Annotated in this window: 32 protein-coding genes; 14 read left to right on the forward strand and 18 right to left on the reverse strand. The window is 70.1% G+C overall.

Annotated features, from left to right (window positions below):
- A partial coding sequence (locus Q0D57_RS03745) for a DUF1214 domain-containing protein (protein ID WP_291038354.1) occupies positions 1 to 348 on the forward strand: 348 nt, incomplete at its 5' end.
- Here Q0D57_RS03745 and Q0D57_RS03750 read toward each other — a convergent pair.
- Positions 338 to 2248 (reverse strand): alkyl sulfatase dimerization domain-containing protein, encoded by a 1911-nt coding sequence (locus Q0D57_RS03750; protein WP_291038358.1) that lies wholly within the window; start codon positions 2246 to 2248, stop codon positions 338 to 340. The genes Q0D57_RS03745 and Q0D57_RS03750 overlap by 11 nt on opposite strands.
- Before the next feature lie 251 nt (positions 2249 to 2499).
- Between Q0D57_RS03750 and Q0D57_RS03755 the strand changes: the two genes are divergently transcribed.
- Both Q0D57_RS03755 and Q0D57_RS03760 read left to right on the forward strand, forming a co-directional pair.
- The gene (locus Q0D57_RS03755) at positions 2500 to 2829 is read left to right on the forward strand and encodes an ATP-dependent DNA ligase (RefSeq protein ID WP_291038360.1); all 330 of its coding nucleotides are present in this window, start codon (positions 2500 to 2502) and stop codon (positions 2827 to 2829) included.
- Positions 2826 to 3071, forward strand: a complete 246-nt coding sequence (locus tag Q0D57_RS03760; RefSeq protein WP_291038363.1) for a hypothetical protein — start codon at positions 2826 to 2828, stop codon at positions 3069 to 3071. The genes Q0D57_RS03755 and Q0D57_RS03760 overlap by 4 nt, the downstream gene beginning before the upstream one ends.
- A gap of 233 nt (positions 3072 to 3304) precedes the next feature.
- Here the strand turns inward: Q0D57_RS03760 and Q0D57_RS03765 are convergent, their stop codons facing one another.
- The gene (locus tag Q0D57_RS03765; protein ID WP_291038366.1) at positions 3305 to 3667 is read right to left on the reverse strand and encodes a hypothetical protein; all 363 of its coding nucleotides are present in this window, start codon (positions 3665 to 3667) and stop codon (positions 3305 to 3307) included.
- 117 nt (positions 3668 to 3784) lie between these two features.
- Here Q0D57_RS03765 and Q0D57_RS03770 point away from each other — a divergent pair, with 117 nt between their 5' ends.
- Both Q0D57_RS03770 and Q0D57_RS03775 read left to right on the forward strand, forming a co-directional pair.
- Positions 3785 to 5494: an ATPase domain-containing protein gene (locus tag Q0D57_RS03770; RefSeq protein ID WP_291038369.1), complete on the forward strand. Its 1710-nt coding sequence runs from the start codon at positions 3785 to 3787 to the stop codon at positions 5492 to 5494.
- The gene (locus tag Q0D57_RS03775; protein ID WP_291038372.1) at positions 5491 to 5787 is read left to right on the forward strand and encodes a circadian clock KaiB family protein; all 297 of its coding nucleotides are present in this window, start codon (positions 5491 to 5493) and stop codon (positions 5785 to 5787) included. Before Q0D57_RS03770 ends, Q0D57_RS03775 begins: the two co-directional genes overlap by 4 nt.
- 27 nt (positions 5788 to 5814) lie before the next feature.
- On the opposite strand, the gene Q0D57_RS03780 is transcribed toward Q0D57_RS03775, so the two are convergent.
- Positions 5815 to 6546, reverse strand: a complete 732-nt coding sequence (locus Q0D57_RS03780; RefSeq protein WP_291038375.1) for an alpha/beta hydrolase — start codon at positions 6544 to 6546, stop codon at positions 5815 to 5817.
- Positions 6547 to 6743: 197 nt separating this feature from the next.
- Between Q0D57_RS03780 and Q0D57_RS03785 the strand changes: the two genes are divergently transcribed.
- The 5 genes from Q0D57_RS03785 to Q0D57_RS03805 all read left to right on the forward strand — a co-directional run bounded on the left by Q0D57_RS03785 (position 6744) and on the right by Q0D57_RS03805 (position 9657).
- Positions 6744 to 7691 carry an AraC family transcriptional regulator gene (locus tag Q0D57_RS03785; protein WP_291038377.1) on the forward strand — a complete coding sequence of 316 codons (948 nt, stop codon included), beginning with the start codon at positions 6744 to 6746 and terminating at the stop codon, positions 7689 to 7691.
- Positions 7692 to 7816: 125 nt separating this feature from the next.
- The gene (locus Q0D57_RS03790; RefSeq protein ID WP_291038380.1) at positions 7817 to 8362 is read left to right on the forward strand and encodes a TetR/AcrR family transcriptional regulator; all 546 of its coding nucleotides are present in this window, start codon (positions 7817 to 7819) and stop codon (positions 8360 to 8362) included.
- Positions 8359 to 8706, forward strand: coding sequence for an SMR family transporter (locus Q0D57_RS03795; protein WP_291038383.1), 348 nt, complete (start codon positions 8359 to 8361; stop codon positions 8704 to 8706). The genes Q0D57_RS03790 and Q0D57_RS03795 overlap by 4 nt, the downstream gene beginning before the upstream one ends.
- Positions 8703 to 9029, forward strand: coding sequence for an SMR family transporter (locus Q0D57_RS03800; protein WP_291038386.1), 327 nt, complete (start codon positions 8703 to 8705; stop codon positions 9027 to 9029). The genes Q0D57_RS03795 and Q0D57_RS03800 overlap by 4 nt, the downstream gene beginning before the upstream one ends.
- A gap of 139 nt (positions 9030 to 9168) precedes the next feature.
- A complete protein-coding gene (locus Q0D57_RS03805; protein ID WP_291038389.1) occupies positions 9169 to 9657 on the forward strand; it encodes a DM13 domain-containing protein in 489 nt (162 codons plus the stop codon).
- A 9-nt stretch (positions 9658 to 9666) separates the two neighbouring features.
- On the opposite strand, the gene Q0D57_RS03810 is transcribed toward Q0D57_RS03805, so the two are convergent.
- The 4 genes from Q0D57_RS03810 to Q0D57_RS03825 all read right to left on the reverse strand — a co-directional run bounded on the left by Q0D57_RS03810 (position 9667) and on the right by Q0D57_RS03825 (position 12866).
- Positions 9667 to 10314, reverse strand: a complete 648-nt coding sequence (locus Q0D57_RS03810; protein WP_291038392.1) for a hypothetical protein — start codon at positions 10312 to 10314, stop codon at positions 9667 to 9669.
- A 77-nt stretch (positions 10315 to 10391) separates the two neighbouring features.
- A complete protein-coding gene (locus Q0D57_RS03815) occupies positions 10392 to 10781 on the reverse strand; it encodes a hypothetical protein (RefSeq protein ID WP_291038395.1) in 390 nt (129 codons plus the stop codon).
- A 36-nt stretch (positions 10782 to 10817) separates the two neighbouring features.
- A complete protein-coding gene (locus tag Q0D57_RS03820; RefSeq protein ID WP_291038398.1) occupies positions 10818 to 12200 on the reverse strand; it encodes an aminotransferase class V-fold PLP-dependent enzyme in 1383 nt (460 codons plus the stop codon).
- Between the two features lie 126 nt (positions 12201 to 12326).
- On the reverse strand, positions 12327 to 12866 hold the full coding sequence (locus Q0D57_RS03825) for a TetR family transcriptional regulator (protein ID WP_291038401.1): 540 nt from the start codon (positions 12864 to 12866) through the stop codon (positions 12327 to 12329).
- A 94-nt stretch (positions 12867 to 12960) separates the two neighbouring features.
- Here Q0D57_RS03825 and Q0D57_RS03830 point away from each other — a divergent pair, with 94 nt between their 5' ends.
- The 4 genes from Q0D57_RS03830 to Q0D57_RS03845 all read left to right on the forward strand — a co-directional run bounded on the left by Q0D57_RS03830 (position 12961) and on the right by Q0D57_RS03845 (position 15000).
- Complete coding sequence (locus tag Q0D57_RS03830) at positions 12961 to 13734, forward strand: SDR family NAD(P)-dependent oxidoreductase (RefSeq protein WP_291038404.1); 774 nt, start codon at positions 12961 to 12963, stop codon at positions 13732 to 13734.
- A gap of 52 nt (positions 13735 to 13786) precedes the next feature.
- Positions 13787 to 14260 (forward strand): hypothetical protein, encoded by a 474-nt coding sequence (locus Q0D57_RS03835; protein WP_291038408.1) that lies wholly within the window; start codon positions 13787 to 13789, stop codon positions 14258 to 14260.
- On the forward strand, positions 14250 to 14555 hold the full coding sequence (locus Q0D57_RS03840) for a transcriptional regulator (protein WP_291038411.1): 306 nt from the start codon (positions 14250 to 14252) through the stop codon (positions 14553 to 14555). Before Q0D57_RS03835 ends, Q0D57_RS03840 begins: the two co-directional genes overlap by 11 nt.
- A 112-nt stretch (positions 14556 to 14667) precedes the next feature.
- Positions 14668 to 15000 (forward strand): hypothetical protein, encoded by a 333-nt coding sequence (locus Q0D57_RS03845; protein WP_291038414.1) that lies wholly within the window; start codon positions 14668 to 14670, stop codon positions 14998 to 15000.
- 25 nt (positions 15001 to 15025) lie between these two features.
- On the opposite strand, the gene Q0D57_RS03850 is transcribed toward Q0D57_RS03845, so the two are convergent.
- The 11 genes from Q0D57_RS03850 to Q0D57_RS03900 are packed head-to-tail and all read right to left on the reverse strand — an operon-like array spanning position 15026 to position 25856.
- On the reverse strand, positions 15026 to 15790 hold the full coding sequence (locus Q0D57_RS03850; protein WP_291038417.1) for an SDR family NAD(P)-dependent oxidoreductase: 765 nt from the start codon (positions 15788 to 15790) through the stop codon (positions 15026 to 15028).
- A complete protein-coding gene (locus Q0D57_RS03855) occupies positions 15787 to 16896 on the reverse strand; it encodes a glycerol dehydrogenase (RefSeq protein WP_291038420.1) in 1110 nt (369 codons plus the stop codon). The genes Q0D57_RS03850 and Q0D57_RS03855 overlap by 4 nt, the downstream gene beginning before the upstream one ends.
- Positions 16897 to 16902: 6 nt before the next feature.
- Positions 16903 to 17886 (reverse strand): transketolase C-terminal domain-containing protein, encoded by a 984-nt coding sequence (locus tag Q0D57_RS03860; protein ID WP_291038423.1) that lies wholly within the window; start codon positions 17884 to 17886, stop codon positions 16903 to 16905.
- Entirely contained in the window at positions 17879 to 18709 is an 831-nt protein-coding gene (locus tag Q0D57_RS03865; RefSeq protein ID WP_291038426.1) for a transketolase, read from the reverse strand. Before Q0D57_RS03865 ends, Q0D57_RS03860 begins: the two co-directional genes overlap by 8 nt.
- A gap of 43 nt (positions 18710 to 18752) precedes the next feature.
- A complete protein-coding gene (locus Q0D57_RS03870) occupies positions 18753 to 19427 on the reverse strand; it encodes an HAD hydrolase-like protein (protein ID WP_291038429.1) in 675 nt (224 codons plus the stop codon).
- Complete coding sequence (locus Q0D57_RS03875) at positions 19424 to 20347, reverse strand: phosphotriesterase-related protein (RefSeq protein ID WP_291038432.1); 924 nt, start codon at positions 20345 to 20347, stop codon at positions 19424 to 19426. Before Q0D57_RS03875 ends, Q0D57_RS03870 begins: the two co-directional genes overlap by 4 nt.
- On the reverse strand, positions 20344 to 21891 hold the full coding sequence (locus Q0D57_RS03880) for an FGGY-family carbohydrate kinase (RefSeq protein ID WP_291038435.1): 1548 nt from the start codon (positions 21889 to 21891) through the stop codon (positions 20344 to 20346). The genes Q0D57_RS03875 and Q0D57_RS03880 overlap by 4 nt, the downstream gene beginning before the upstream one ends.
- On the reverse strand, positions 21888 to 22427 hold the full coding sequence (locus tag Q0D57_RS03885) for an FGGY-family carbohydrate kinase (protein ID WP_291038440.1): 540 nt from the start codon (positions 22425 to 22427) through the stop codon (positions 21888 to 21890). The genes Q0D57_RS03880 and Q0D57_RS03885 overlap by 4 nt, the downstream gene beginning before the upstream one ends.
- On the reverse strand, positions 22424 to 23158 hold the full coding sequence (locus Q0D57_RS03890) for an ABC transporter ATP-binding protein (RefSeq protein WP_291038443.1): 735 nt from the start codon (positions 23156 to 23158) through the stop codon (positions 22424 to 22426). Before Q0D57_RS03890 ends, Q0D57_RS03885 begins: the two co-directional genes overlap by 4 nt.
- Positions 23148 to 24953 (reverse strand): branched-chain amino acid ABC transporter ATP-binding protein/permease, encoded by a 1806-nt coding sequence (locus Q0D57_RS03895; protein ID WP_291038446.1) that lies wholly within the window; start codon positions 24951 to 24953, stop codon positions 23148 to 23150. Before Q0D57_RS03895 ends, Q0D57_RS03890 begins: the two co-directional genes overlap by 11 nt.
- A gap of 6 nt (positions 24954 to 24959) precedes the next feature.
- Positions 24960 to 25856, reverse strand: a complete 897-nt coding sequence (locus Q0D57_RS03900) for a branched-chain amino acid ABC transporter permease (RefSeq protein WP_291038453.1) — start codon at positions 25854 to 25856, stop codon at positions 24960 to 24962.
- Positions 25857 to 25876: the final 20 nt, after the last annotated feature.

Consider the following 25876-nt stretch of genomic DNA (forward strand, 5'->3'; position numbering starts at 1 on the left):
ACCGACTACACGATCACCTTCACCGCCGAGCAGCTGCCGAAGGCCCGCTTCTTCTGGTCGGCCACGCTCTACACGCTGCCTCAGCGGCTGCTCAGCGCCAACGAGATCGACCGGTACTCGATCGGCGACCGCACCGAGGGCATCCGCTACGCCGACGACGGATCGCTGACCCTGTTCGTGCAGCACCGCCGACCCGCTGACGAAGCGCAGGCGGCGAACTGGCTGCCCTCGTCGGAGGGCCCGTTCACCGTGATCATCCGCGCGTACGGCGGAGACGAATCGATCGCAGAGGGCACCTACAGGCTGCCGGCGATCACTCCACGACGTCAGCCGCCGACTAGGGCGTGACGATGGCGAAGTTCGGGTCGAAGGTGTCCATGACAGCGGCGAGTCCGGTCAACGCGGAGCTGTCGCCGTCCAAGGTCACACGACCTGCCTCGGCGAGCGGAGCTCCGGTCGCGGGTGCGAGGACGATTCCCACCAGGGCCGACTTCGGCCCCGACACCGTCAGACGCGTCTCCGGTGATGCGCCTCGCCGGGCGTTGAGCACGCCTCGTCTGACCCAGACCGTCCAGATCTCGCCCACGTCGGTGAAGTCGAAGTCGATGCGCAGGTCGGTGTCGACCGCCTTGTCCCCGATGAGGTGCACCCCCGCGAAGTCGAACAGCACATCCAGCGGCATCGCGAGGATGCTGTCGGGTGAGGCCGTGCTGAACACCGCTTCGACGATGCCCTCGCGGAGCTCACGCGCGGCGGTGAGGAAGATGCCTCGCCACTGCGGTGCTTCGGTCTGGTAGCCCATCTGCTCATAGGCATCCGCCTGGAGGTTCTTGGCCTCCTGGTCAGCGGGCCGGGCGAAGACCAGCTTGTGCAGGATTTCGGTCGCCCAGCGATAGTCGCCCTCGTCGAAGGCCCTCCTGCCTTCGGCGAGGATCGCGTCCGCGCCGATGAGGTCGACGTAGCGTCTGGCCGACTCCACGGGGATGTGTGGATGAAGCGAGACCGGATCGCCATCCCACATGCCGAGTTCCTTGGTGAACACCCCGCGCACGTCGTGGTGAACGGTGCCGTGGTACTGGCGGTTGTACCACTTGTGGGCGAGCTCGTCGGGGAGGGCGATGACCTCGGCGGCCTCGAGCGGCGTGAAACCCTTGTTGGCCAGCCGGAGCGACTGGTCGTGAATGTACTTGTACATGTCGCGCTGGTCTTCCAGGAACTGCACGATCTTCTCGTTGCCCCAGACCGGCCACGAGTGCGGCCCGTAGTGCACCTCGGCCTGCTCGCCCCAGCGCTCGAGGGTCTCGTCGAGGTACCGGGCGAAGTTCCGGGCGTCGCGGGTGCGGGCACCACGCAGGGTCTGGATGTTGTGCAGGCAGTGGTTGGCGTTCTCGGCGCAGGTCAGTGCCTTCAGTTCCGGAATCCAGATGTGCATCTCCTCGGGCGCCTCGGTGTCCGGGGCGTAAAGGAACTCGAACGTGAGTCCCGCGATCGTGCGGGTCTGACCTGTCTCCGTGATGGGGTCGGTCGGCGAGATGTAAGAGATCGTCATGCCGTGCTTGCCGTTGCCGATGCCCGCTCCGAGAGTGACGAACTGGTGCGGCTCCCGATCGAGGAGGTTGCCGAAGGCGTACTGAGCACGTCGGGACATGGCGTTGCCGGCGATCACGTTCTCACCGATCGCGAACTTGTCGAACGACGCGATCGTGCCCGGTGCGAAGATGGGCACCGCCCCGGAGGCGACATCGGCGGCGTCGACCACGCCCTTCACGCCGCCGTAGTGGTCGACATGGGTGTGGGTGTAGATGACCGCGGCGACAGGTTTGTCCGCCACGTGCTTGCGGAACAGCGCCATGCCCTGAGCCGCCGCTTCGACGCTGGTGGTGCAGTCGATGATGATGAGCCCGTCGTCACCCTCGACGATGGTGAGGTTGCCGATGTCATTGTTGCGCACCTGATAGATCCGGTCGATCACTCGGTACAGGCCGCCCTCGTGGATGACCTGCGAGGTGCGCCACAGGCTGGCGTCGACCGTGTCGGGCCGAGGAGCATCATCGGTCAGGTAAGCGAAATCACCCAGGTCGAAGACGACGTCACCGGATGCGTTGTGTACCTTCCCGTCGGGGATGGGAGCGATCAGGTTGAGACGGGCGTCGTGGAAGTCGTGCCGATCGTCCAGGGGATAGAACGACTCGCCCGCCTTGTTGATCGAGGCGGTGACCGGTGTTGCTTCTTTCGGACGATACGACATGTCGACGACCTCCTGGTGCGGCAACCGGCACCGTCGCCGCAACCCAGGTCTTGGGCCCCCCGCCGCTCAAGGTCAGGGTACTGTTCGGCAGCACTGCGAGGCAATGCATCGGCTGATCCCCGAGCGTCCCTCATAACGCAGCGAGCGGCGGTGCGCAACTCCCCCGCGCCGGCTAGGCGTCGGGGCGCGGATCGTGGGAACCTGAAAGATGGGTCCCCAGTCCCCGGGCCCGAGACGGGAGGCCCACGACCATGGGCAAACTTATCTATGACTCGACGCTGACCGTCGATTTCGAAGACCGCGTGCTGGCCCACCTGCATCTCGTGATCGGTGCGAAGCTGCGGCGCAACGAGTCCTTCTTCTTCTCCTGGAAGGACGACCCGCAGAACGGTGACGGGCGAACCGTCATCTGGATCTACCCGACCGCGCCCGTCGTGTTCAAGTTCTACGGCGGGCGACCGCCGGTGATCAACCGGCACTGGGTCGAGGCGCTCATGCTCACCGCGAACTCCACCCAGGGGCTGCAGCTCATCCCGGAACCCGCCGAGAACGGCCAACCCGTCACGGAGGCCTCCGCATGAAGCGCATCGACGTGCTCTACGACGGCGCCCTCTATTCCATCGGCCGCGAGGACTACGACGCCGTCAAGGCCGCCATCACCTCAGCCGCGACCGGATCGGCGACCTGGATCACCGTCAACCACGGCGAGGGCCGCGCGCAGCCGGCCGAACTCCTCATCGGCCCGGGCATCCCGATCGCGATCCTCCCCATCACCCAGGACGACGACGCCCCCGCCACGTCTCCGTCGACGCCCGACCGCTGAGCTACCCTCTCAGCAGGGTGCGGGCGTGGGGCGCGACGGGTCTTCCGAGGCGGGCTGCGGGCCGCAGCAGGTGCAGTACACGAACTGGCCGAGAACCATCATCTCGCCGTCGGGGCAGCTGCTGCACCGTGAGTTGAGCTTGATGGGTTCCACCCTGAGGAACCTACCCGGAGACGACAGCCCGTGGGGAAAGACAAGGTCTTGTCCCAGACGGGCCCGGATCCGGCTGCCGCTCAAGCGCGGACGTGCACCTCGCGGCCGACCACGCGCACGAGGGTGGCCCGGTGCCGGCTCGCGACCGTCTCGGCGATCCGGGTGAACGCGCGCTTGGCGCGGAGGCCCACGACGAAAGCCACGATCTCGACGACGATGATGACGGCGAACACCACGAGGATGACGGCGAACAGGGCGGGCGTCGTGGCGAGCGCGGAGCCGAAGATCGCCGCGCCGATCCCGACCGCGGCGGCCACGACCGCGCCGCCCGTGAGCATCGTCGACGCGGTGCGCCCGCGACCCGCGGCCTGCACGACGTCGGGCATCGAGCTGTTGAGCGCTTCCGTGATTTCACGGCTCAGTCTCGCGTCGGATTCATCCATGCCTCCACTATGCCCGGCTCGGGGTGCTCGGCCGCAATAGGTTTCTCCGTCAGCTGTAGATAGTCTCTGTCGTGTGTACGGGGCCGCGTGTCAAGCCCCCTTGACGGACGGGGCAGCGTGGACGATCGCACCATCACGACCGGGGTCACAGGGCTCGACCGCATCACCGGAGGCGGGCTCCCGCGGGGGCGGGTGATCAGCATCTTCGGCAGCGCCGGTGCCGGCAAGACCATCCTGGGCCTGCAGATCCTCGCCCACAGGGTGAAGGAGTTCGGCGAGAAGGCCGTGCTGGTGAGCTTCGAGCAGACGGCGGAGGGCGTGCTCTCCGACGTCTCGGGCTTCTCCTGGGGGCGGGACGGGTTCTCGGACGACGAGCTCATCGTCCTGGAGACAGGCGTACCCGCCGACCTGCACGTGTCCGGCCAGTTCGACATGCAGGGCCTGATCGCCACGCTGCTCGCCGTCACCGAGGAGTCCGGGGCGGAGATCGTGCTCCTCGACGGCCTCGACGCCCTGCTCTCACTGCTCCTCCGCGAGGAGGACGAACGGCGGGAGCTCCTCCGCCTCACCGACTGGGTGCGCATGCAGGGGCTCACCGTGCTCATCACCGCCAAGTCGAGCACCCAGCAGGAGCGCAGCCGCACGCGCGCGGAGATCCTCGACTTCCAGACCGACTGCGTGCTCGTGCTCGACCGCCCGCGATCCGGGAACGCCGTGTCACGCACGCTCCAGGTCACCAAGTACCGCGGCGCCGACCACAGCGGCCAGGTCTGCCCGGTGGTCATCACGGGCGACGGCATCGAGGTGCTGGCCGTGACCTCGCCCGCCTCGGCCACGACGGCCGACGAGCCCGTGACGCGGAGCTCGGACCGCCTGCCCACGGGGGTGGAGGGCATGGACGCCCTCCTCGGCGGCGGGTACCTCGTCGGCTCCCGAACCCTTCTCTCCGGCGCGCCCGGCACGGCGAAGAGCACGCTCGCGGCGGCGTTCTCCCTGGCCGTCGTCGAGCGGGGCGGCCGGGTGCTGTACGCGAGCTTCGACGAGGTCGCGGCCCAGATCGAGCTGCACATGCGGACGGTCGGCTACGGCTTCCGGGAGCACCTCGACAGCGGCAGCATCAGCATCGTGGAGCTGTCCGGTGCCGAGGGGACGCCCGAGGAGGCGGTGCTGCGCATCCTCCGTGGCGTCGACGAGATCGACGCGACCGCGCTCATCATCGATCCGATCTCCGCCATCACCGGATCCGGACGGCTCTTCTCCGAGGAGGCCATCGCCTACCTGCTCTCCGCCCTCGGGCATCGCGGCGTGACCGTTCTGCTCACCTCCCTGCTCACCGGGCAGGCGAGCCTCGAGAACGAGTCCACGCGGAGCCAGATCTCGACGATCGCCGACAACTGGATCCACCTGAGCTACATCGCCGCCGGCGGCGAGCGCAACCGCGCCCTCACCGTCGTGAAGTCTCGCGGATCCGCTCACACGAACCAGGTGCGGGAGCTCCTCATCTCGTCGAACGGCATCGAGCTGCGGCCCGCCTACTCCGCCGACGGCGACGTGCTGCTCGGCTCGGCCCGGGCGCAGAAGGAGGAGGCCGACCGCACCGCCGCCTGGCAGCGCGCGGTCGACTACGAGCAGGAGGAGGCTCTGCTGCTCGCCGCGGTGGCCGAGATGGAGGTGCGCGCCACGGGAATGCTGACCGAGGTGGAGCTGCGCCGAAGAGACCTCGAGCGCCTCCGGGCCGAACGCGCCGGAGTGCTCGAGCGCAGCGAGAACGCCGCGCAGGCGCGGATCGCCTCGCGGACACCGCAGGACGAGGGCGTCGCCGGATGAGCGGGCCCGACCCGCGCAACCCGGATGCGGCGCTGACGCTGCTGGTGGCCGGCGACTCCCCGACGTCGGTCGCCGCCCAGGTCAACCTCGCCCGGCTGATCGAGTCGCGCCCTGCGCTCGGAGATTCCCTGCGCGTCATCGATGTGCTCGCCGAACCCCACCACGCCGCGCGGCACCGGGTGCTCTTCACGCCGACCCTGATCGTCTCCACGCCGGAGCGGGAGTTCCGTGTCGTCGGCGACCTCAGGGACACCGCGCCCCTGCGCTTCCTCCTCGGCGACGCTCCGCACTGAGCCGACAGGGGCCGAGAGCGGCCGGCCTCAGTCGCGGCCGGCCTCGATGATCTTCTGGGCGAGCAGCACCGGGTTGGTGAACATGACCTCGTGGCTGCCGGGGAGCTGCACGAGCCGCGGGCCCTGGAGTCGCGACGACATGCGCGGATGCCACGCCCACTCCCCCGCCGGGAGCGCGATGTCCTCCGTGCCGTTGATGTAGCTCCGGCCGACCGTGGGCAGGGCCGCGTAGAACCGGTCGAGCGGGAGCTTGTCGACGAACGGCTGGAACGGCTCGGTCGAGAGCAGGGCGTGGGTCGAGGTGGCGAACTCGAGGTCGGCATCCTGGATGAAGGCCTCGCGCCAGATCGGGAACGGCATGGGCACCGTGTTGTCGTCGGACGCGGCGGCAAGCTGCTCGAACAGGGCGCGGTAGTGCGGCGGCACCTCGTCGAGCAGGGAGTTGCCCGGGGCCGGCACGAACGCGTTCCAGAAGACCAGCCGCCGGATGCGCTCCGGGATCTCCTCGAACACGCGCGCGATGATCGTTCCGCCGTAGCTGTGGCCGAGCAGCACGACGTCGTCGAGCCCCTCCCCCTCGATGTAGTCCACGATCGAGGCGACGCAGGCCGCGTGGTCGACGTTCTTGTCGACTCCGTTCCCGTGCCCGGCGACCGTGGGGGTGTGGACGGTCAGGCCGGCGGCCCGCAGCTCCGTGGCCACCGGCTCCCAGAGGCTGCCGTCGTGCCAGGATCCGTGGACGAGGACGTAGGTGGGCATGCTGTCTCCTTCGGGTCGGTGTGGTGATGCCGATCGGTCGCGCATCCGTTGACTCCCCAGCCAAGCGGCCTCTACGATCGGCTCCTAGCCGGATCGCGCACGGCCGTGGCCGCCGACCGCCGAGTCGGCGGGTCGGCCGGCGCCCATCGCCCGACGCCCATCGCCGGTCGCCCGGCGCCCGAGCGGAGAGGTGAGCGATGCCGACACGGTTGGTGGACACCCGCGACATCGACGAGGCCAGGAGTCGCATCGCCGACGTCTACTGCGACCACCGCCTCGAGATCGACCGCCCCCGCCGGCGCTTCCACGCGGTGCAGACCGAGACGGTCTTTGGCCCCCTGGCCGTGCATCACCTGGCCTACGGGGCCGACGTCACGGCGCGGGCGCATCCGCTCGATTCGTGGGTTCTGGTGAGCACGCCCACGCGTGGGTCGCTCATGGTGCGACACGGGAGGGAGGAGATCCGCGTGGGGCGCGGGGAGGTGGCCGTGATCCCGCCCGATGCGCCGTTCACCCTGCTCTGGGAGGACGACTGCCGCCTGCGCACGGTGCGTCTCCGCCGCGAGGCGGTCGAGGGGGCGGCTGTGGCTGCAGGATGGCGCCCCGGCACCGCACTCCACTTCGATTCCGCTGCGGGGCGCGGTGGGACGGGGGCCGGCTGGAACCGGTTGATCGACTACGTGGCCCGTGGGCCGGCATCACCTCTGGCCGGTCCGTCGGCCGCGATCGACGAGACGCTGGAGCAGCACGTCGCGGCGACCCTCGTCGCCGGACTGGGTCTCCGCGGAACGGGCCTCGTCGATTCTCCGGCGGGTATCGCTCCTCGCCGGATCCGCGCTGTCGTCGATCACATGGTGGCGCATTCGGACCGTCACCTCAGCACGGAGGAGCTCGCGGCGGTCGCCCACGTGAGCCCGCGGGCTCTGCACGAGTCCTTCCGGCGCCACCTCGGCACGACCCCCACCCTGCTGCTGCGCGACCTGCGCCTCGACCGGGCGCACGAGGTGCTGCTGGCGTCGCATCCGGATGACGGCACGTCGGTCGCCGCGGTCGCCCACCGCTGCGGCTTCGGCAACCTCGGCCGTTTCGCCCGCTGGTACGCCGACCGCTTCGCCGAGCTCCCCTCCCAGACCCTCGCCCGCTGAGCGGGCCCTCGGGCCGGGGTGGGCGCGCCGTCGGTCTGCTGTGCGGCCGGCGGCACGAGCGGCGGCCTGATCTTCTTGCCTCGGGAGTGGCTAAAACTTTACCTTACGTACGGTATAGTTTTGGCATGCGATCCAGTTCCCTTCCCGACATCCTCGATGCCGCCATGCGCGTGCTCGACGCCGCCGACGGCGGTGACATCACCTACGACTCGGTCGCGCGGGAGGCCGGTCTGACCAAGGCCGGCCTCATGTACCACTTCCCCTCGAAGGACGCGATGATGATCGCGATCATCGAGCACGTGATCGGCCGCTGGCAGAGCGAACTCCGAACCGCCCTGGGAGTGCCCCTCGAGGAGTCGACGCTGGAGCAGCGCGTCCGGGCCTTCGTGGAGTTCACCGGCACCGGCGGAGCCACTCCGGGCGAGTTCGCCGTCTTCTCCGAAGCGGTGCGCCGCCCGGCGCTGTCCGCACCCTGGCTCGAGTATCTGAAGACGTGGTTCGGGGTCGGCGACGGCAGCCTTCCGGATGCGACGCCGCTGCTCCTGGTCTGGCTGGCCGCCAACGGACTCTGGATCGCGGAGTCGACCGGCATCCTCACCGTCGACCGCAGCGGTCGCGAGGCGCTGGTGGCGGCCCTGCTCGCCATCCTGCCGAAGGAGGACGACCGATGAGGAGATGGTTGATCCTCGCCGGCGCGATCGTGCTGGAGGTCACGGCGACGCTGTCGCTGCGCGCCGCGATCGACGCACCGTGGTGGGCGCTGCTCGCGGTCGTCGGCTACGGCGGAGCCTTCGTCGCGTTGTCGATGCTCCTGCGCCTCGGCACCCCGATCGGAGTCGTCTACGGCATCTGGGCGGCAGCAGGCGTGGCTCTGACCGCGGTGCTCGGCAGCATCGTCTTCGGCGAGCCGTTCACGTTCCTGATCGGGCTGGGCATCGCCGTGGTGATCGCGGGGGTGGTGCTCGTGGAGACAGGGCACGGGGCAGCCGTCGAGAGCGCGGGTGGCCGCTCGTGACGTGGCTCCTGCTCGCTGCGGCGATCCTGCTGGAGGTCGCCGCCACCATGTCGCTCCGAGCCTCGGAGGGCCTCCGGAAGAAGCGCTGGATCGCTCCCGTCGCCGTCTTCTACCTGAGCGCGTTCGGCCTGCTGACCGTGACACTGGCGGCGGGGATGCCGGTCGGCATCGCGTATGGCATCTGGGCCGCCTGCGGCGTGGCCCTGACGGCGATCGGGGCGCGGGTCTTCTTCAAGGAGCGACTCACCTGGCGGATGGGCGCCGGCATCGTGCTCATCGCGATCGGCGTGCTCCTCATCGAACTGGGGAGCCAGGCGCACTAGAGCGGCCGCGTGTGCACCCGGGTCGCGTCGCTACACTTCCCCCATGAAGCGGGCACCTCTCATCGTCGGCGGCCTGGTGGCGGCGGCGCTCCTGGGCGCCGGCGTGGTGGTGCTGCAGCCGTGACTGCTGTTCAGCGATGTGCGGGTCGACGACGCGCTGCCGACAGCCCGCTCCGCTCAGCCGACCCCCGATCCCACCCCCGACCCGGCCCCCGCCACCACCGACCCGGACCCCGCGACGTCCGCCACACCGTCGCCCACCTCCGCGCCGGACCAGGTGCCGATCATCCTCGCCTCGAGCTCCTTCATCAGCCACGAGCACGCGACGACGGGCACCGCCACGGTCGTCGGGAATCCAGACGGCACGCGCGTGCTCGCGTTCGAGAGCCTCGACACCACCACTGGTCCGGACGTCCACGTCTGGCTGAGTGCCGCGGACGCGGTCGAGGGCTTCGACGGCTGGTTCCTGGCCGGCGGGGCCGACTACGTCGACCTCGGCGTCATCAAGGGGAATCAGGGTGACCAGGTCTACGACATCCCCGCCGATGTCGACCTGAGCCTCTATCGCAGCGTCTCGCTGTGGTGCGTTCAGTTCGGCGTATCATTCGGGGCCGCCCCGCTGGGGTAGCCGAGCCGGCTAGAACGCGAGGTCGGTGGCCCCGAGGGGCACGATGAGGAGGCCGGTGATGCGGCCGGATCCGTTGTAGGCCACGCGGCCCGTCCAGTCCTGCTTCTCGTGCACGAGCCGGGTCTGGATCACCACGCCGCCCACGAGGTGGCGGTTGAGGATCTTCTCGGCGATGGTGCGGCCGTCGAGGGTCGTGGCGACGAGGTCGGTGCACAGCTCGAACGGCCCGGCGCTCTTCTCGAGCTCGGCCCACACGCCCATGACCTTGCGCCTGGTGAGCTGGCGGGAGCAGGTGAAGGTCATGAGGGCCTTGACCGCGTCGAAGTCGCCGGCGGCCAGACTCGAGAACACGGTCGCGGTGCGTGCGTAGAGGTCGATCGCGGCCGGATCCGCGTCACCATTCGTGGGACTGTCGTCGGCGAGGCTGAACCTCTTGAAGGCGGCCTGCCTGGTCACACCCAGCGTGCGGCCGATGCTCTGCCACGAGACGCCGTGGGCGCGCGCCGCGGTCACGGCATCCTGAAGCTGCACCTGCGCCTCGCGCCCGAGCTCCTCGGCGAGCGAGACGGCCTCCAGCAGCACCCCGGTTTCGGGTTCGGCGGCCCGCGCCGTCTGCAGTCGCGCGGCGAGATCGCCGGCAGCACGTGTCGATTCCATGCCCACGACGCTAGTCGCCGTTGCGTGATCCGTCAACGAACAGATGACAAACCACTCTCGATCGAGGTCGGGAACGGCTAGGGGCGCTGGAGCCAGTCGAGCACCGACCCCAGCCAGGAGTTGACGTAGAGGAGGAAGGCGACTGCGGCGACACTCGACACCGCCAAGCACACCGCGGCGAAGACCGCCCCCCAGGCACCGCTCGGGAAGACGGGGTCGTAGTGCCGGAACCGGTCGCCCCACCACGCGAAGTTCGCGCCGGCGACGATCGCGAAGCAGCCGGGAGCGATGAGCACCGCCCACGGTGTCCGGCTCAGCAGGGTCCACGCGAGCACCACCGCCGCCAGCCCTGCGAAGGAGAGTCCGGCACCGATCCACAGCAGCAGCGTCCCCGAGCTCCGCACGGTCTCCCGGCGCAGATCCGCCCGGGTCTCGACCGCCTCCGCATCCGCCCCCGCGATCGTCATGCCGCAAGTCTGCCAGTGAGCACCAACCCACCCCGCTCAGCGCATCGTGTCGAGCACCGCCGACATCTTCTCCACCGAGCTCCGCGGGTTCACGATCGCGAAGCGGGTGACGGGGCGACCGTGGTGCGAGCTCGGCGTCACGAACGCCTGCTGCTGATCGAGCAGGCCCGCCGACCAGCGCTCGTAGTCGGCCATCGCCCAGCCCTCCCGCTCGAACACCACCACCGACAGGTCCGGCTCCCGCACGAGCCGCAGCTCGGGGCGGGAGCGGATCTCGTCGGCGATCTCACGCGCGAGCCGCACGCACGCCCCGATCGCCTCGCGGTACGCATCCGTGCCGTGCGTGGCCAGCGAGAACCACAGCGGGAGGCCGCGCGGCCGCCGGGTGAGCTGGATCGCGAAGTCGGACGGGTTCCACTCGTCGGCCTGGTTGAGCGTGTCGAGGTAGCCGGCCGACTGGGTGTGCGCGATCCGGCCGTCGAGCGGATCGCGGTAGATGAGCGCGCACGCGTCGAAGGGGGCGAAGAGCCACTTGTGCGGGTCGACGATCACCGAGTCGGCGCGCTCCACACCGCGGAACAGCTCGCGCGTCTCGTCGGCGAGGATGCCCGCGAGGCCGTAGGCGCCGTCGACGTGCAGCCAGAAGTCGTGCTCGTCCTTCAGCGCCGCGATCGACTCGAGGTGGTCGACGGTGCCGAAGTTGGTCGAGCCCGCGGTCGCCACGACCGCGAACACCGAGTCGCCGTGCTCGAGCAGCGCCGCGCGCACGGCCTCCCCGCGGAGCCGGCCGTCCGCATCCGCCGGCGCGAGCACGATCTCGACGTCCATCACTTCGGCGGCGGATGCCACGGAGGAGTGCGCCTCGTCGCTGCACACCAGCACCCAGGACTCCGGCATCGCCGCCCCCACCGACCGCCGCACCCGCCGGGCCCGCGCGCGGGCGGCCACGAGCGCCGACAGGTTGCCGATGGTGCCGCCCTGCACGAACACGCCGCCCGCCCCCGCGGGCAGCCCGAACTCGGCCGCGAGCCAGTGCAGCACCTCGTTCTCGGCGAACACGGCGCCGGCTCCCTCGAGCCACGACCCGCCGTAGACGGCCGAGGCCGACACCACGAGGTCGAAGGCGAGCGCGGCCTTGCTCGGTGCGGAGGGGATGAACGAGAGGTACTCCGGATGATCGACCGAGATGCAGGCGGGCGCGAGCACGTGCTCGAAGAGCGCGAGCGCCCGGGCATCGCCGAGCCCGCCGGGCGAGATCGACCCGGAGGCGAGCCTCGCGAGGTCGGCGGGCGTCATGGGCTTGTCGAGCGGCACGTCCTTCAGCAGGATGCGCCGACGGGATGCGTCGAGCACCCGGTCGACGACGCGCTCGGTCTCATCGGAGATGCTGTGCATCCGGGCGGAGGGATCCTGGGGCATGGTTCTCGACCTTCGTTCCGTTCTCGCTCTCGCTTGTGGCTGAGCGCACTGCTGTCGACCCTATTCTCACCGGGCGCGCAGACCGGGCACCAGCGGCAGCCACTGGTGGCGGGCACCAGGCGGGTTCTAAGGGCGGAGCCCCCGCAGGATGACCTCGAGCAGCACCCGCGCCGCGTCGCTGTCGGGCGCGAACCCGGCGCTCCGGATCGAGTGCGCCGCTCCGCACGCGAGCAGCAGCACCGCGTTGGCGTCGATGCCACCGCGCACCCTCCGCTCGGCCTGGGCCTCTGCGAGCACCTCGCCGAGACGGCCGATCAGCGCGGTGCGCCTCGACGCCGTCTCCGGGAGGGCCGGATCCGGTTGCGCGGTGACCTTCTCGAACAGCGGATCCGCGACGAGGAGGGCGACGTGCTCGGCGAGCACCCGGTCGAACCGGTCGGGCCCCGCCTCGTCCAGCACGCGGTCGAGCTCCGCGAACCGGTCCCAGACGAGAACCTCTTCGAGCTCGTCGACGGTGGCGAAGTGCCGGTACACCGTTCCGACGCCCACGTCGGCCGCGCGAGCCACCGCGTTCAGCGCCAGCACGTCCCCTCGCCCGACGAGCTCCTGGGCGGCCGAGAGGATGCGGGCGCGATTGCGAGCAGCGTCGCGCCGAAGACCGTCCATGGCGTCTCATCCTAGGCGAGAATCAACGAAACGGACAAGCGATCCAAGTGGATGATGCATCCGTTTAGGATGGTGGCAACGAAAGGACACCTTCATGAACACAGCCAGCCCCCGCCCCCTCGCCCTCATCACCGGCGCGAGTTCGGGCATCGGCGCCCAGTTCGCTCGCCGCTACGCCCGCGAGGGCTTCGACCTGCTGCTCGTGGCGCGCTCGGAGGCCCCGCTGAGGGCCCTCGCCGACGATCTCTCCGCAGAGCACGCCATCACCGCCTCCGTGCATCGGGCCGACCTCGCGGACGCGGCGGACGTCGCGGGCCTCGTCGAGTTCATCACCCGACGGCTGCCTCGCCTCGACCACCTCGTCAACAGCGCCGGCACCGCCCCCGAGGGCGACCTCGACCGGATGGACCCGGATGCGCTGCGACAGATGGTCGACATCAACATCACCGCGCTCTCCCTGCTCACGAGGGCCGCGGTCATCCGGATGCGTGACGCCGGCACAGGCACCATCATCAACATCGCGAGCGCTGCCGGCTACCAGCCGATGCCGCACTACGCCGCCTACGCGGCCTCCAAGTCGTACGTGATCCGCTTCACCGAGGCGCTCTCCGAGGAGCATCGCGAGCACGGCCTGCGGATCTTCTCCGTCGCCCCCGGAGACACCGAGACCCCCATGAACCCGGGGCCGACGAAGAACAAACGCCAGCCGCAGCAGGTGGTCGAGACGGCCTGGCGGGCGATGGGCACGGGAGCGCCCTCCGTGGTCGACGGCCGCGCGAACAGCCTCCTCGCGCTCCTCTCGACCCGAGTCCTCCCGAAGCGGTTCGGGCTCCGCACGGCGGAGAAGATGATGCGCGCGAGAGCATAACCTGCCGACGAGGGGTTTACTTAACCGCACGGCAAGTGAAAGACTTGGCTGCATGGAAAGTGACTCTGAGAATCCGGAACGCCGCCCTGACGAGCACGCCGCCCGCGAGGCACTCTCGGCGCTGGACGCTGATCGGCAGGTTCTCGCCGACCGCACCCGCACGCCGGCCTGGTACTACCCTCTGCTGGCGCTCTCGACGGCTCTCCTCATCGGATCGCCCGGGGCGGGGATGCCCGGTCAGTCGGTGCTGGTGGTCTTCGGCTGCCTCGGCATCGTCTTCCTCTCGCTGGCCTACCAGCGCATCACGGGTCTGACGGTGACCCGGATGCCGGGACCGAGGACCCTGGTCGCCGCGATCGTGCTCGGCGTCACGGTCGTGCTGCTGCTGGGCGTCTCGTTCGCGCTGGCGGCCACCGGGCACCGCTCCTGGGTGTGGCTGACGGCGGCCGCGGCGTTCGCCGCGATGTGGATCGGCGGCCGCCTCTGCGATCGCCTGTTCGACCGCGAGCTGCGCCGTGGCCGGTGACGACGGGTTCGACGAGCAGATCCACGCACCGACCCGACTGCGCATCTGCGGACTGCTGCGACCCGTCGACGCGGCCGAGTTCTCGGCGCTGCGCTCGACGCTCGGGCTGTCGGAGGCGAACCTCTCCAAGACGCTGCGGAGCCTGACCGAGATCGGCTACGTGCGGGTCTCGAAGGCGTCGTCGACGAGCCGCGGCGACCAGCGCCGCACCACCACGGTGGCGCTCACCGCCGAGGGCCGTCGCGCCTTCGACGGGCACGTGGCGGCCCTCCGCCGCATCGCGGGCGGGGTCTGATGGCGGGCAGGGCCTGATGGCCGGCGGGGTCTGATGGCGGGCGGGGTCTAACGGAAAGTCGGCGGCGACGGTAGCCCCTTGCCGGCCGGCGCCCGCGCGCGAGGCTTGTCGTATGCACAGAGTCTCGTATGCCGGAGAGAAGTTCCTCGTGGCCGATGCCGCGATCGTGGCGCTCCTCGATTTCGCCATCGTCATCGCGGATGCCGGGCAGGCGCAGCCGATCGTGATCCCGACGGTCACCGACGACGGCCGGCCCTCGCTCGTCCGCTCCACCATCGGCCCCGCGAGTCAGATCGTCGCGGTCCCGATCGACGACGGGGCGAACGACCCCGACGTCGACGACTTCGTGGAGGAGATCTCCGACCGCGCGAAACGCTACATGCGCGGCCGCGGCATCCCCGAGGAGATCACGGACCGGGTGCTCCACGAGGACTACCCCGAGTAGGAGCCGCCCGGCGCCCCGCACGCCCCTAGAAGGTGCCGTCGATCGTCACCCCTCCGTCGGTGTTCAGGACCGCGCCCGTGACGAACGAGGACTCGTCGCCGAGGAGGAACGCGATGACGGAGGCGATCTCCGACGGCTCGCCGAGCCGGCCGAGCGGCGTGCGGTCGATGATGCGGTCGCGGTCGAGGGCGCCGGAGCGGAATCCGCTGAGCGCCATCTCGGTGGCGATGTACCCCGGTGCGATGGCGTTGACCCGGATGTTGTGTGGCCCCCATTCGACGGCGAGGGTGCGGGTGAGGCCCAGCACGCCGCTCTTGGCCGTCGAGTAGGCCAGCCTCCCGGGCAGGCCGAAGGTCGCGCCCACCGAGGCCACGTTGACGATCGAGGCGGAGCCCGCGCGCTTCAGCAGGGGGAAGGCGAAGCGGCTGCAGAGCATCGCGCCCGTGAGGTGCACGTCGAGCTGCAGCCGCCACGACGCGGTCTCGAACTCCTCCGCCGCCATCCGGAAGAGCACCCCGGCCCCGTTGACCACGCCGTGGAGCTCGTCGATGTGCGAGCTCAGCGTGGCGAAGGCCGCCTCGACCCGCTGCTCGTCGGCAACGTCCACCCCGAGGGCGAGGTGCCCGCCCTCCACGGGGAAGGCCTGGCCGAGCTCGTCGACGACGCGCTGGGCGGCCTCGAGCGAGAGATCCGCGACGACCACCCGCCATCCGCGACCCGCGAGGTGGCGCGCCGTCTCGGCCCCGAGGCCCTGGGCCGCGCCCGTGATGAGTGCTGTCCGTGCGGTCATGCCGGGTTCTCCTCGAGAGTGCTCTCGACCGATTCCATCGCGCCGATGAGCGAGTCGACGGATGCGGTGGGTGTCGAATGGCGGGCGTGCGGCGCCGACATCGCGGCCGTCGCCATCCGCCGGAGGGTTCCGTCGTCGCTCGCCGCCCCGAGATCGTGCAGGGTGCGGGGAAGCTCCACAGCATCGAAGAAGCGGCTCACCCGCTCGAACTCGGCCCGGTCTCCCTCGTGCGCGAGTTGCACGAGCAGCCCGTAGGCCACCTGGAAGCCGTGCAGGTGGGACGACGCCCCGGACTCCGCCATGAGCCCCCGCGTCATCGCGTGGGCGAGGGACAGACCGCCGTTCTCGAAGGCCAGGCCCGACATCAGCACGACGGCCTCGATGACGTTCTCGAGCTCCGTCGAGACCGTCGGCCCTCCGAGGTCGCGGAGGGCGCTCGCGCTGTCGCGGAGGAGCACCGAGTAGCAGTGCGCCGCGATGGCGAGGGGAAGACTGAGCGGCGCGGTCGAGTGCGAGTTGAGACCGCCCGCCCGTGCGGTGGCCCCGGCTTCGAACGTCTTGGCGAGCGCGTCGCCGATGCCCGAGAGGAGGAATCGGCGCGGGGCCCCGCTGATGAGGGCTGTGTCGACGATGACGGCCTCGGGGTTGAACGACATCGTGGGCGTGGCGACGAGCCGGTGCTCGTCGTCGTACTGGGCGATCACCCGCGACGTGGGGCCGTCGTTCGACGCGATCGTCGGCACGGTGATGATGGGGATGGACAGTGCGGCAGCGACGCCCTTCCCGAGGTCGAGGGTCTTGCCCCCTCCGGCCGCCACGACCAGATCAGGACGGCTGACCGCGAACTCCGCCGCGAGATCGGCGATGTTGCCGGCCGTCACCTCGTCGCTCACCCGCCGGCAGTCGATCGCGAGGCCGCCCGCTTCGAGCGAACGCATCAGCCGGGGCTCGATCGCGTCGGCGATGAACGAGTCCAGGAGCAGAGCCGCCCTGGAATGACCCAGCGCGGCGAACCGGCCGACCTGGTCCAGTGCACCCGGCCCCTGCACGTAGCGGAGTGGAGAACTGTAGATGCGAGCGCCCGGGGGCGCTGTCGAGGGAACCATGAGGGCCTAGTGGTCCCATCGATCGGCGACGAGCGCCTCGGTGATCGAGTCGGTGTCGAGGCCGAACATGCGGTCCAGGTAGTCCTGCGAGCCGCAGGGGTGGAACCGGTCGCGCAACCCGATCCGGATGACGGGCCTCGCCTCCGCCGCGTCGAACAGCGTCTCCACCACGAGGGTGCCGAGGCCTCCGGCGCGGAGGTGGTTCTCGGCGGTCACGAGCCGGGGGTAGCGCGAGGCGAACTCGAGCAGGCCCTTGGTGTCGAAGGGCTTGATGGTCGGCACGTGCAGCACCCCCACCGAGACGCCCGCCTCCGCCGCCCGGTCGGCGGCCTCGAGCGCCCGTGCCGTCATGAAGCCCGTGCTCACGATGCCGACGTCGGTGCCCTCACGGAGCACGCGTGACTTCCCGATCTCGAACCGGTACGAGTCGTCGAGCGTGACCGGCACCTTGCCGCGGATGTTGCGGATGTAGAAGGTCCCGGGAGTCTCCGCGGCGGCCTTCACCACCTGCTTGAGCTCGGTCGCGTCGCACGGATCGATGACCGTGACGTCCGGGATCATCCGCATCACGGCGAGATCCTCGAGCGCCTGGTGCGTGCCGCCGTAGGGGTTCACGAGGCCGGGCGATCCGCCCATGACCTTCACGTCGGCCTTGCTGTGGGCGCAGGCGATGGCCATGAAGTCGAGGGCGCGGCGCGTGAGGAACACCGAGTAGGTGGCCACGAACGCCACGTGCCCGACCTTCGCGAGCCCGGCGGCGACCATGATGGCATCCTGCTCGGCCATGCCCACGTTGAAGAAGCGGTCGGGGAAGGCGTCGCGGAACGGCAGGATGTCGCTGTAGCGCCCCATGTCGGCGGTCACGCCCACGAGGTGGGGCATCGTCTTCCCCAGTTCGGCGAGCGCCGTGCCGAACGGCGCGACCTCGTAGGGGCCGGCCACCTCGGCGACCTCGCCCATGCCGCCCGCGCGGTTCTTCAGCTCAACCATGGTTCTCCTCCAGTTCGGCCAGCAGCTTCGTCCATTCGTCCTCGTGCACGCGCACGAAATGCGCCCGGTCGCGGGCCACGATCGTCGGCACGCCCCAGCCGGGGGTCGTGCGCAGGATGATCGCCTTCGGGCCCGGCTTGCCACGGAGCGCCGCGAAGGCGGCGACGATCTCGGCCATGTCGTTGCCGTTCACCTCTTCGACCGACCAGCCGAAGGCGCTCCACTTCGCGGCGACCGACTCGATGTCCATCACCATGGGCCCGTCGGCCTGGATGCCGTTGCAGTCGACGAGCGCCCACAGTCCGTCGAGCCCGAAGCTGCTGGCGGCCATCGCCGACTCCCAGGTGGAGCCCTCCTGCAGCTCGCCGTCCGAGAGCTCCACGTAGACCGTCGCCGGCGAGCCCTTCAGCCGCAGCCCGAGCGCCATGCCGACGCCCTGCCCCAGGCCGTGCCCCAGGCTGCCGCTCGTGATCTCCACACCCGGGGTCTCGTCGAAGGCGCTCATGGGCAGGTCGCTGCCGTTGAGGGCGTAGGTGGCCGTCTCCTCGTCCGTCAGCACGCCGAGCTCCGCCAGCACGGCGTAGAGCGCGATGGAGTAGTGGCCGGTCGAGAGGAGGAACCGGTCGCGGTCGGGGTCATCGAGCCGCTCGGCATCGAACCGGAGTTCGGACCAGTAGACGGCGGCGAGCATGTCGGCGATGCCGAGCCCCTGGGCGATGTAGCCCTCGCCCTTGTCGGCGGCCATGCGCATCATCCGGCGTCGCAGCCGGTGCGCGATCTCGGTGAGTTCCGCGACGCTTCGTCGCGTGGTGGTGTCGGTCATTGTCAGCTCATTCCCTTTCAGGCGGTGGATCGCGGATGGATGCTCACGCGGACGGCGTGCCGGTGAGGATCCGGGTCAGGTCGGCCGGTGACGACGCGGTCGCGTCCGCCCCTGCCTCGGCGAGCAGTTCCTCCGGGTAGTAGCCGTAGAGCACGGAGACGGTCTGGGCCCCGCTCGCCCGCCCGGATCTCGCATCCTGAGGGCCGTCGCCGACGTACACGACCTGGTCGGGGGTGAAGCCGGCGGTCTCGATGCCGAGCGCGACCGGAGCGGGGTGGGGCTTCCGCTCCACCGTGTCCTCCGCGCAGATGATCGCGGCCATCGACTCGGGCGCGATGCCGAGCCAGTCGAGGTCCTTCTCGGTGCGGGCCCTGCCCTTGTTCGTGACGATGCCGGTGCGGATGCCCCGCTCGTGCAGGGCGGCGAGCATCTCCTCGACCCCGGGGTAGAGCGTGGCGAGCCGGTAGGTCGAGGCGCGGTAGTGCCGGTCGTAGGCCTCGACGCACTCGTCGGCGCGATCGCCCGCGATGTCGCGGCAGACCTCGGCCACGCGCGGTGTCAGCAGTCGCTGCGGGTCGTTCTCGAGCTCGGGGAAGCTCCGCCCGAGCACCTCCTCGAAGGCGGCCCGGTAGGCGCCCACGAGGGCGGGGCGGGAGTCGATGAGCGTGCCGTCGAAGTCGAACAGCACGCACTGGATGTCTCCGGTCAGGGCGTTCACGCGCGGGTCCTCTCGGGGTCGAAGGCGAAGAATCGCGCCGGGTTCGTCACGAGGAAGCGATCGGCGAGTTCGTCGCCCAGCCGGCGCCTGACCGTCTGCACGATGCCGGCGAACCCGGGCGTGCCTCCGTGGGCGAGCTGGTACGACGGTCGTCCGAGGTCGCCGGAGACGAGGATCCTGTCGTGGCCCTCCTCGAGCAGTCGGGTGATGTTCGCCACCCGGTCGTCGTCCTCGGCGTACTTCGACTTCGTCCAGTGGTCGAAGCCGAGCCAGGCACCGGTCTGCGCGATCGCCCGCAGGTAGCCGAAGTCGAGGTTGCGGTCGACGTGGCCGATCAGTACCGAGTCGGCGGGCACCCCGGCGTCGACGAAGCGCTCGATCTGCTTGTCGCCGAGGGTGCCGGCCTGGGTGTGGGTCGAGATCGGTGCACCGGTCCGCAGCTGGGCGGCGGAGACCGCGGCGAGCACGTGGCGCTCGTCGTCCTGGAGGTCGTCGGTGCGGCAGGTGCCGAACTTGATCACGCCGGCGCGAGCACCGGTGTCATCCATCCCCTCGGTGAGGTCGGCGATCATGCGCGCGGCGAGCTGCTCGACGGGCGTCTTCTCGAGCCCCTCGGGATAGTAGGTGCCCTTCTGGAAGCCGGTCGCCGCGATCACGTGCACGCGGGACCTCTTCGCGACGGCCAGCAGTGCGGCGGCGTCGCGGCCGTAGTCGATCGTGGTCATCTCGACGAGGGCGCCGCCGCCCGCCGCCTCGTAGCTCCCGAGCTCCTCGACCGCCCGGTCGGGATCGTCGAGGAGGAGGTCGGGGTCGGAGGCGACCGCCCACGACGGCGGCCCCGTGAGCAGGTGCTCGTGGCAGAGGGTGACCCCCAGCTCGGAGCCGTCGATGTCACCGGTGAGGGTTCGGATGATGGTCACTCGGGCGTCCTTTCGGAGTCGAGGAACGCGGCGCGGGCGCGCCACAGTTCGGAGAAGGTGGAGCGGAGTCGCCGGTAGGCCGCGTAGCCGCGGTCGTAGTCCGGTGCCCGCGAGGGTTCGGGAGTCTGCACGGAGCCGTCCGCGACGAGTCGCGCCACGCCCTCCGCGTAGTCGCGGAAGTGACCGACCCCCACGCCGGCCGCGACCGCGACGCCCACGGCGCCCGATTCGTCGACCTGGGGCACGGCGAGCTCCTGGCCCATGACGTCGGCGCAGATCTGCCGCCAGAGCTCGCTCCTGGCCCCGCCCCCGGTCATCCGGATCTCGTGCACGTCGACGGGCATGGCGGCGTAGCACTCCCGCATCGAGTAGGCCACGCCCTCGAGCACCGCCCGCAGCAGGTCGTGCCTCGTGGTCGCCTCGGTCAGGCCCGTGAAGCTCGCCCGGGCGAACGGATCCACGAAGGGAGCGGTCGCGCCGGCGGTGCCGAGGTACGGCAGGAAGGTCACTCCGTTCGAGAGCGGTGGCACCGCACTGACGGGCCCCTCCACCAGCTCGGCCAGCGTCGTCTCGCCCGCCTTGATCGCGTCGCCGTCGCTCGAGCCGAGCGAGCGCAGGTACCAGTCGATGCCGAGCGTGCCGCCTCCCGTGTTCGACAGCACGCGCTGCCAGCGGTTCTCCGGCATGAGGTAGGTGAAGCCGACTCCAACGGGCTCGAGCACCGGTTCGCTCGTCGAGACCGCGTTCATGAAGCTCGTGCCGATGACGGTCACGGCCTGGCCGGCACCGTAGGCCCCGGCACCCAGGGCGTTCGCCACGGAGTCGCCGAGGCCGGCCACCACCGGGGTCCCCTCCGGCAGCCCGGTCTGGGCGGCGGCGTCGGCCGTGACGTGCCCGATGACCGTCTCGCTTCTGACCGCTCGCGGCAGCAACGGCAGCAGCCCGGGAATGCCCATGAGCTCGAACAGTTCGGGCGAGAGCTCACGGCGCCGGATGTCGCACGGCACGAAGGAGAGATCGGATTCGTCGGTCGTGATGCGGCCGGTGAGACGGTAGTTCACGAAGTCCTTCGCCATGAACACCGACGTCACGCGGTCGAGGAACTCCGGCTCGTGGCGCGCCATCCAGGCGTAGAGCACCGAGGGCATCCCCGCGATCATGGCGTTGCCGCCCACGTCGAAGATCGTCGGGCCGAGGCCCTGGCTCTCCCACTCCTCGAGGATCCCCACGGCACGGCTGTCGGTCCATCCGATCGCGGGACCCGCAGGCCGGCCGTCGGCGTCGAGACACCAGAGCCCTCCCATGTGCCCGCAGACGCCCACGGCCAGCACCTCGGTGTCCGCCGCGAGCGCGCCGAGCGACTCCCGCAGGGTCTCGGCCACGCACGACCAGGTCGTGTCCATGTCCTCCTCGTGCCGGCCCGGTGCGGTGTCGAGGGTCGGCGTGCGCCTCGCCGCCGAGGCGACCACGCGTCCGTTCTCGGCGTCGATCGCCACCGTCTTGGTCGCCGACGTCCCCTTGTCGACCCCGATCAGCACCTTCACGCCGTCACCTCGAGCTCCCGGATCGCGGCCATGCACTGTCGGTGGAGAGCGTGCAGCGCCGTGTGCACGGCGACCGATCCGGGGTCGGGCACGTGGGCCGCCCCGTCGCCGGTCACGGGAACGCCGGTGGCCCGGGCGAAGAGCTCGCACCACAGCGCGTTCCCCGCTCGGGGCCCGGCGAGCGTGAACCCGGAGGGCAGCACCGAGAGATCCTGCAGCACGGTGACCGCCGCGTGCACCAGGCCCTCGTGCACCGCGCGGGTGCACTCGGCCGAGGTGGTCTGGTAGGTCATCCCGAAGAACGAGCCCCCGTCGTCGCCGGGCAGGAACAGCACACCGTTGCTTCCGTCCGGCACCTCGAGTGCGGGCCGAAGTATCTCCTCGATGCGGGCGTCCTCGTCGGTGCCGTCGGTGGCGCAGAAGGTGCGCTGGTACCAGCGCAGGGTCGCCAGGCCCGGGCCGAGCAGGATGCGCTCCCCGCCCCGCCGCAGCGTGATGACGTCGCCGACCTCGACGACGGACTCGGATGCGCTCAAAACAGCTCCCACCAATCGTCTCGGGCGCGCGCCTCGTCGGCGCTCTCCGACAGCAGGATCTCGCCGGCCCGCAGATAGTAGACGCGGTCGGAGATCGGCAGGGCCGCTCCCACGTTCTGCTCCACGAGCACCACCGACAGTCCGGCGTCGCGCGACAGCGCGCGGATCGACTCGAAGAGCTCCGTCACGAGGCTGGGCGCGATGCCGAGGGAGGGCTCGTCGAGCAGCATCAGCTCGGCTCCGCTCATCAGGGCCAGCCCGATGGAGAGGAGTCGCTGCTGGCCGCCGCTCATCCGCCCTGCGACAGCGCTCCCCCGGTCCTTCAAGACAGGGAAGAGGTCGTGGATGCGGGCGAGCCTCTCGGCGCGGACCTTCGAGTCGCGCACGGTGAACGCCCCGAGCTCGAGGTTCTGCCGCACCGTGAGGTCGCGGAAGATCGCGCTCGTGGCCGAGGTGTACGACATCCCGCCACGCACGCGCGAGGCGGTCGACGACTTCGTGATGTTCTGGCCGTCGTGGATCACGACCCCGGACTGCAAGGGCAGCAGGCCGAAGAGCGCCTTCAGGGCGGTCGTCTTGCCCGCGCCGTTGTGCCCGAGGATCGTGACGATCTCACCCGCGCCGACGGTCAGCGAGACGTCGTGGAGCACGCTGTGCTTGCCGTAGCCGCAGACCAGGTTGCTGGCCACCAGACGATCGGTCGTCGCCTGGGCCTTCTCGCTACGCTCCAAAGTAGATCTCCTTCAGGTCCTGTCGCGCCATGAGCTCCTTCATCGAGCCCATCGCGAGCACGCGCCCCTGGTCGAGGAACACGGCCCGGTCGGCGAGCCGCTCGACCATGTGCACGCTGTGCTCCACCAGGCAGATCGTCTTGCCCGCCGCTCGGAGATCGCTGATGACGTCGATCACGTGCTCCACGGCGGAGGGATCGACGCCCGAGGTGGGTTCGTCGAGCAGCAGCACGTCGGCCCCGGTCGCGATCAGCCGAGCGATGGCCACGAGCTTCTGATCGCCGTAGGACAGATCGGCCACGAGGGTCTCGGCGTCGGCGTGCATGCCCACCAGCTGCAGGCACTCGAGTGCCGACTGGCGCACCGCCCGCTCGCGCTTCTTCACGTAGAGCGGACGCACGGTGAGGATGAACGGGTTCTCGGCCCGCTGATCCGGGATGGCCATCGCCACGTTGTCGATCGCGCTGAGCCGCTCGAACAGCCGACCGTCCTGGAAGCTCCGCGCCATCCCCCGGCGGGCGATCTCGCTGATCGACAGCCCCGTGATCGAGGTGCCGTTCAGCGTCACGGCACCCTGGTCGGGCGTGATCGCGTTCGTGATGAGGTTGAACAGCGTGGTCTTGCCGGCTCCGTTGGGGCCCACGAGGGCCGTGATCTGCCCGCGTGTCAGGTCGAAGGTCGCATCCGAGACGGCCTTGATGCCGCCGAACGACTTCGACATGCCCTCGACCTTCAGCACCACCTCGGGTGCGGGGCCGCTCGGCACAGCACCGGGTGCACCGGGCGTCGCGTCAGGCGCGCCGTCGCGCGGGGCACGGGTCGTCGCTGCGGCCGCGACCGCCGGCGCATTCCTGCGCCGCCGACGCCGCAGGAACCTGAGCGGCCCCTGGTGCTCGGGCACGAGGCCCTGGGGGCGGTAGCGCATCACGAGCACGAGGGCGAGACCGTAGATGACGCCGCGCCAGGCGCTCGCCTCCGCACCCACCAGCGCATCGAGCACGGGGTTCAGGAGGCCGAGGAGGATGGCGGCCACGACGGTGCCGACCGGGTTGGCCACGCCGCCCAGGATGACGACGGCGATCGCGAGGATCGACACGTCGAGGTTGAACGACTGCGGCGCCGCCACCTGGTAGTAGGAGGCGTTGAGTGCTCCGGCGAGGCCCGCGACCCCGGCGGCCACGCCGAAGACGATGACCTTGGGCAGCACCGTGCCCTTGCCGACGGCGCGCACGGCGGTCTCCTGCTCGCGGATGCCCTTCAGCACCCGGCCGAACGGCGACTCCCCCAGGCGGTAGCAGAACACGAAGGTCAGCACCGTCGCGATGCCCACGACGATCACGACCTGCGAGGGCTTGATGAGCGACTGACCGAAGAAGGTCATGGGTGGGATGGGCGTCAGGCCGAAGGTGCCGCCCGTGATCGAGGTCAGCGACCCCATCAGCTGCGTGGTGACGAGCTGGAAGGCCAGCGTCATGAGGATGAGGAACTCGCCTCGCACCCGGGACAGCGCGGGGATGGAGATGGCCGAGGCCACGGCCGCCGAGACCAGGATCGAGATCAGCACGGCCGGCCAGAACGGCCACCCGGCCCCTCCCGCCACTCCGCTGGAGGTCGCGATCTCCAGACCGGCGACGGCCACGGGCATGGTCAGGAGACCGACGGTGTAGGCACCGATGCCGTAGAACGCGGCCTGGGCCATCGAGGTCTCACCGGTGTAGCCGACGAGCAGGTTGAGCGAGAGGGCCAGCATCATGAGGAACATGATCTGGATGGCTATGTCTGCGTAGTACTCCATGAGCTTCTACACCGCCGCTTTCCGGAAGATGCCCTGAGGGCGCACGATCAGGGCCACGAACAGCAGGCCGAAGATCACGGCCGTCTGGAAGGTCTGCGAGAGCCAGATGCCGCTGAGGCTCACGACCATGCCGAGCACGAACCCGGCGAGCGGTGCCGTCTTCTGGTTGCCGACACCGGCCAGGAAGGTCGCGATGAAGCCGAACAGCACCGGCTGCAGTCCCATGTTGGGAGTCGCCGCCTGGTTCAGGGTGAAGAGGATCGCGGCGGATCCGATCAGCAGGGAGCCGACGGCGAAGGCGTAGACGTAGATCTTCTGCGGTGAGATGCCCACCGCGGCCGACAGCTCACGGTTGGCGCTCACCGCGATGGAGGCGAGCCCCCAGCGCGACCGCCGCATCGCGAGCACGCCGCCGATCAGCACCCAGCTCACCACGACCGTCACGATGTCCCAGGTGGTGAAGGTCACGGTGCCGACGGTGTAGAGGGTGGGATTGCCGACCGGGAGGTTGCGACCGTCGGGCCCGAAGATGATCTGGATCAGGTTCGGGCCCGCGATCGAGATGCCCAGCGACGCGAGGAAGATGCCGAGCGAGGAGGCCCCCGATCTCCGCATGGAGCGATACACCACCAGCTCGATCGTCACACCCAGCACGACGGCCGCGATGAGGCCGATGACGATCGCGAGGACGATCGGCAGCCCCAGCACGGACGCCGTTCCGAGGGCCACGTACGCGGCCGCCGTGTAGACGAACGCGTGCGCGAAGTGGAACACCTTCGTGGTCGAGTAGATGACGCTCACGCTCATGCCCAGCAGGGCGTAGAACGATCCGAGGACCACCCCGCTGACGACCAGTTGGAGGACCAGCGACGGGGATGCGCCGGCGGCGGATATCAGATGCACATTCAGCTCTTACGTCGAGG

The organism is Herbiconiux sp., from assembly GCF_023264895.1.
In the GTDB taxonomy this organism is placed as follows: domain Bacteria; phylum Actinomycetota; class Actinomycetes; order Actinomycetales; family Microbacteriaceae; genus Herbiconiux.

Bases quoted from the DNA above. Each gene is read 5' to 3' on its own strand.
- Q0D57_RS03865 (WP_291038426.1), bottom strand. From the start codon at position 18,709: ATGACCGACACCACCACGCGACGAAGCGTCGCGGAACTCACCGAGATC.
- Q0D57_RS03760 (WP_291038363.1), top strand. From the start codon at position 2,826: ATGAAGCGCATCGACGTGCTCTACGACGGCGCCCTCTATTCCATCGGC.
- Q0D57_RS03795 (WP_291038383.1), top strand. From the start codon at position 8,359: ATGAGGAGATGGTTGATCCTCGCCGGCGCGATCGTGCTGGAGGTCACG.
- Q0D57_RS03820 (WP_291038398.1), bottom strand. From the start codon at position 12,200: ATGCCCCAGGATCCCTCCGCCCGGATGCACAGCATCTCCGATGAGACC.
- Q0D57_RS03855 (WP_291038420.1), bottom strand. From the start codon at position 16,896: ATGGTTCCCTCGACAGCGCCCCCGGGCGCTCGCATCTACAGTTCTCCA.
- Q0D57_RS03895 (WP_291038446.1), bottom strand. From the start codon at position 24,953: ATGGAGTACTACGCAGACATAGCCATCCAGATCATGTTCCTCATGATG.
- Q0D57_RS03785 (WP_291038377.1), top strand. From the start codon at position 6,744: ATGCCGACACGGTTGGTGGACACCCGCGACATCGACGAGGCCAGGAGT.
- Q0D57_RS03810 (WP_291038392.1), bottom strand. From the start codon at position 10,314: ATGGAATCGACACGTGCTGCCGGCGATCTCGCCGCGCGACTGCAGACG.
- Q0D57_RS03845 (WP_291038414.1), top strand. From the start codon at position 14,668: ATGCACAGAGTCTCGTATGCCGGAGAGAAGTTCCTCGTGGCCGATGCC.
- Q0D57_RS03780 (WP_291038375.1), bottom strand. From the start codon at position 6,546: ATGCCCACCTACGTCCTCGTCCACGGATCCTGGCACGACGGCAGCCTC.
- Q0D57_RS03775 (WP_291038372.1), top strand. From the start codon at position 5,491: ATGAGCGGGCCCGACCCGCGCAACCCGGATGCGGCGCTGACGCTGCTG.
- Q0D57_RS03765 (WP_291038366.1), bottom strand. From the start codon at position 3,667: ATGGATGAATCCGACGCGAGACTGAGCCGTGAAATCACGGAAGCGCTC.
- Q0D57_RS03755 (WP_291038360.1), top strand. From the start codon at position 2,500: ATGGGCAAACTTATCTATGACTCGACGCTGACCGTCGATTTCGAAGAC.
- Q0D57_RS03815 (WP_291038395.1), bottom strand. From the start codon at position 10,781: ATGACGATCGCGGGGGCGGATGCGGAGGCGGTCGAGACCCGGGCGGAT.
- Q0D57_RS03850 (WP_291038417.1), bottom strand. From the start codon at position 15,790: ATGACCGCACGGACAGCACTCATCACGGGCGCGGCCCAGGGCCTCGGG.
- Q0D57_RS03750 (WP_291038358.1), bottom strand. From the start codon at position 2,248: ATGTCGTATCGTCCGAAAGAAGCAACACCGGTCACCGCCTCGATCAAC.
- Q0D57_RS03825 (WP_291038401.1), bottom strand. From the start codon at position 12,866: ATGGACGGTCTTCGGCGCGACGCTGCTCGCAATCGCGCCCGCATCCTC.
- Q0D57_RS03835 (WP_291038408.1), top strand. From the start codon at position 13,787: ATGGAAAGTGACTCTGAGAATCCGGAACGCCGCCCTGACGAGCACGCC.
- Q0D57_RS03860 (WP_291038423.1), bottom strand. From the start codon at position 17,886: ATGGTTGAGCTGAAGAACCGCGCGGGCGGCATGGGCGAGGTCGCCGAG.
- Q0D57_RS03790 (WP_291038380.1), top strand. From the start codon at position 7,817: ATGCGATCCAGTTCCCTTCCCGACATCCTCGATGCCGCCATGCGCGTG.
- Q0D57_RS03830 (WP_291038404.1), top strand. From the start codon at position 12,961: ATGAACACAGCCAGCCCCCGCCCCCTCGCCCTCATCACCGGCGCGAGT.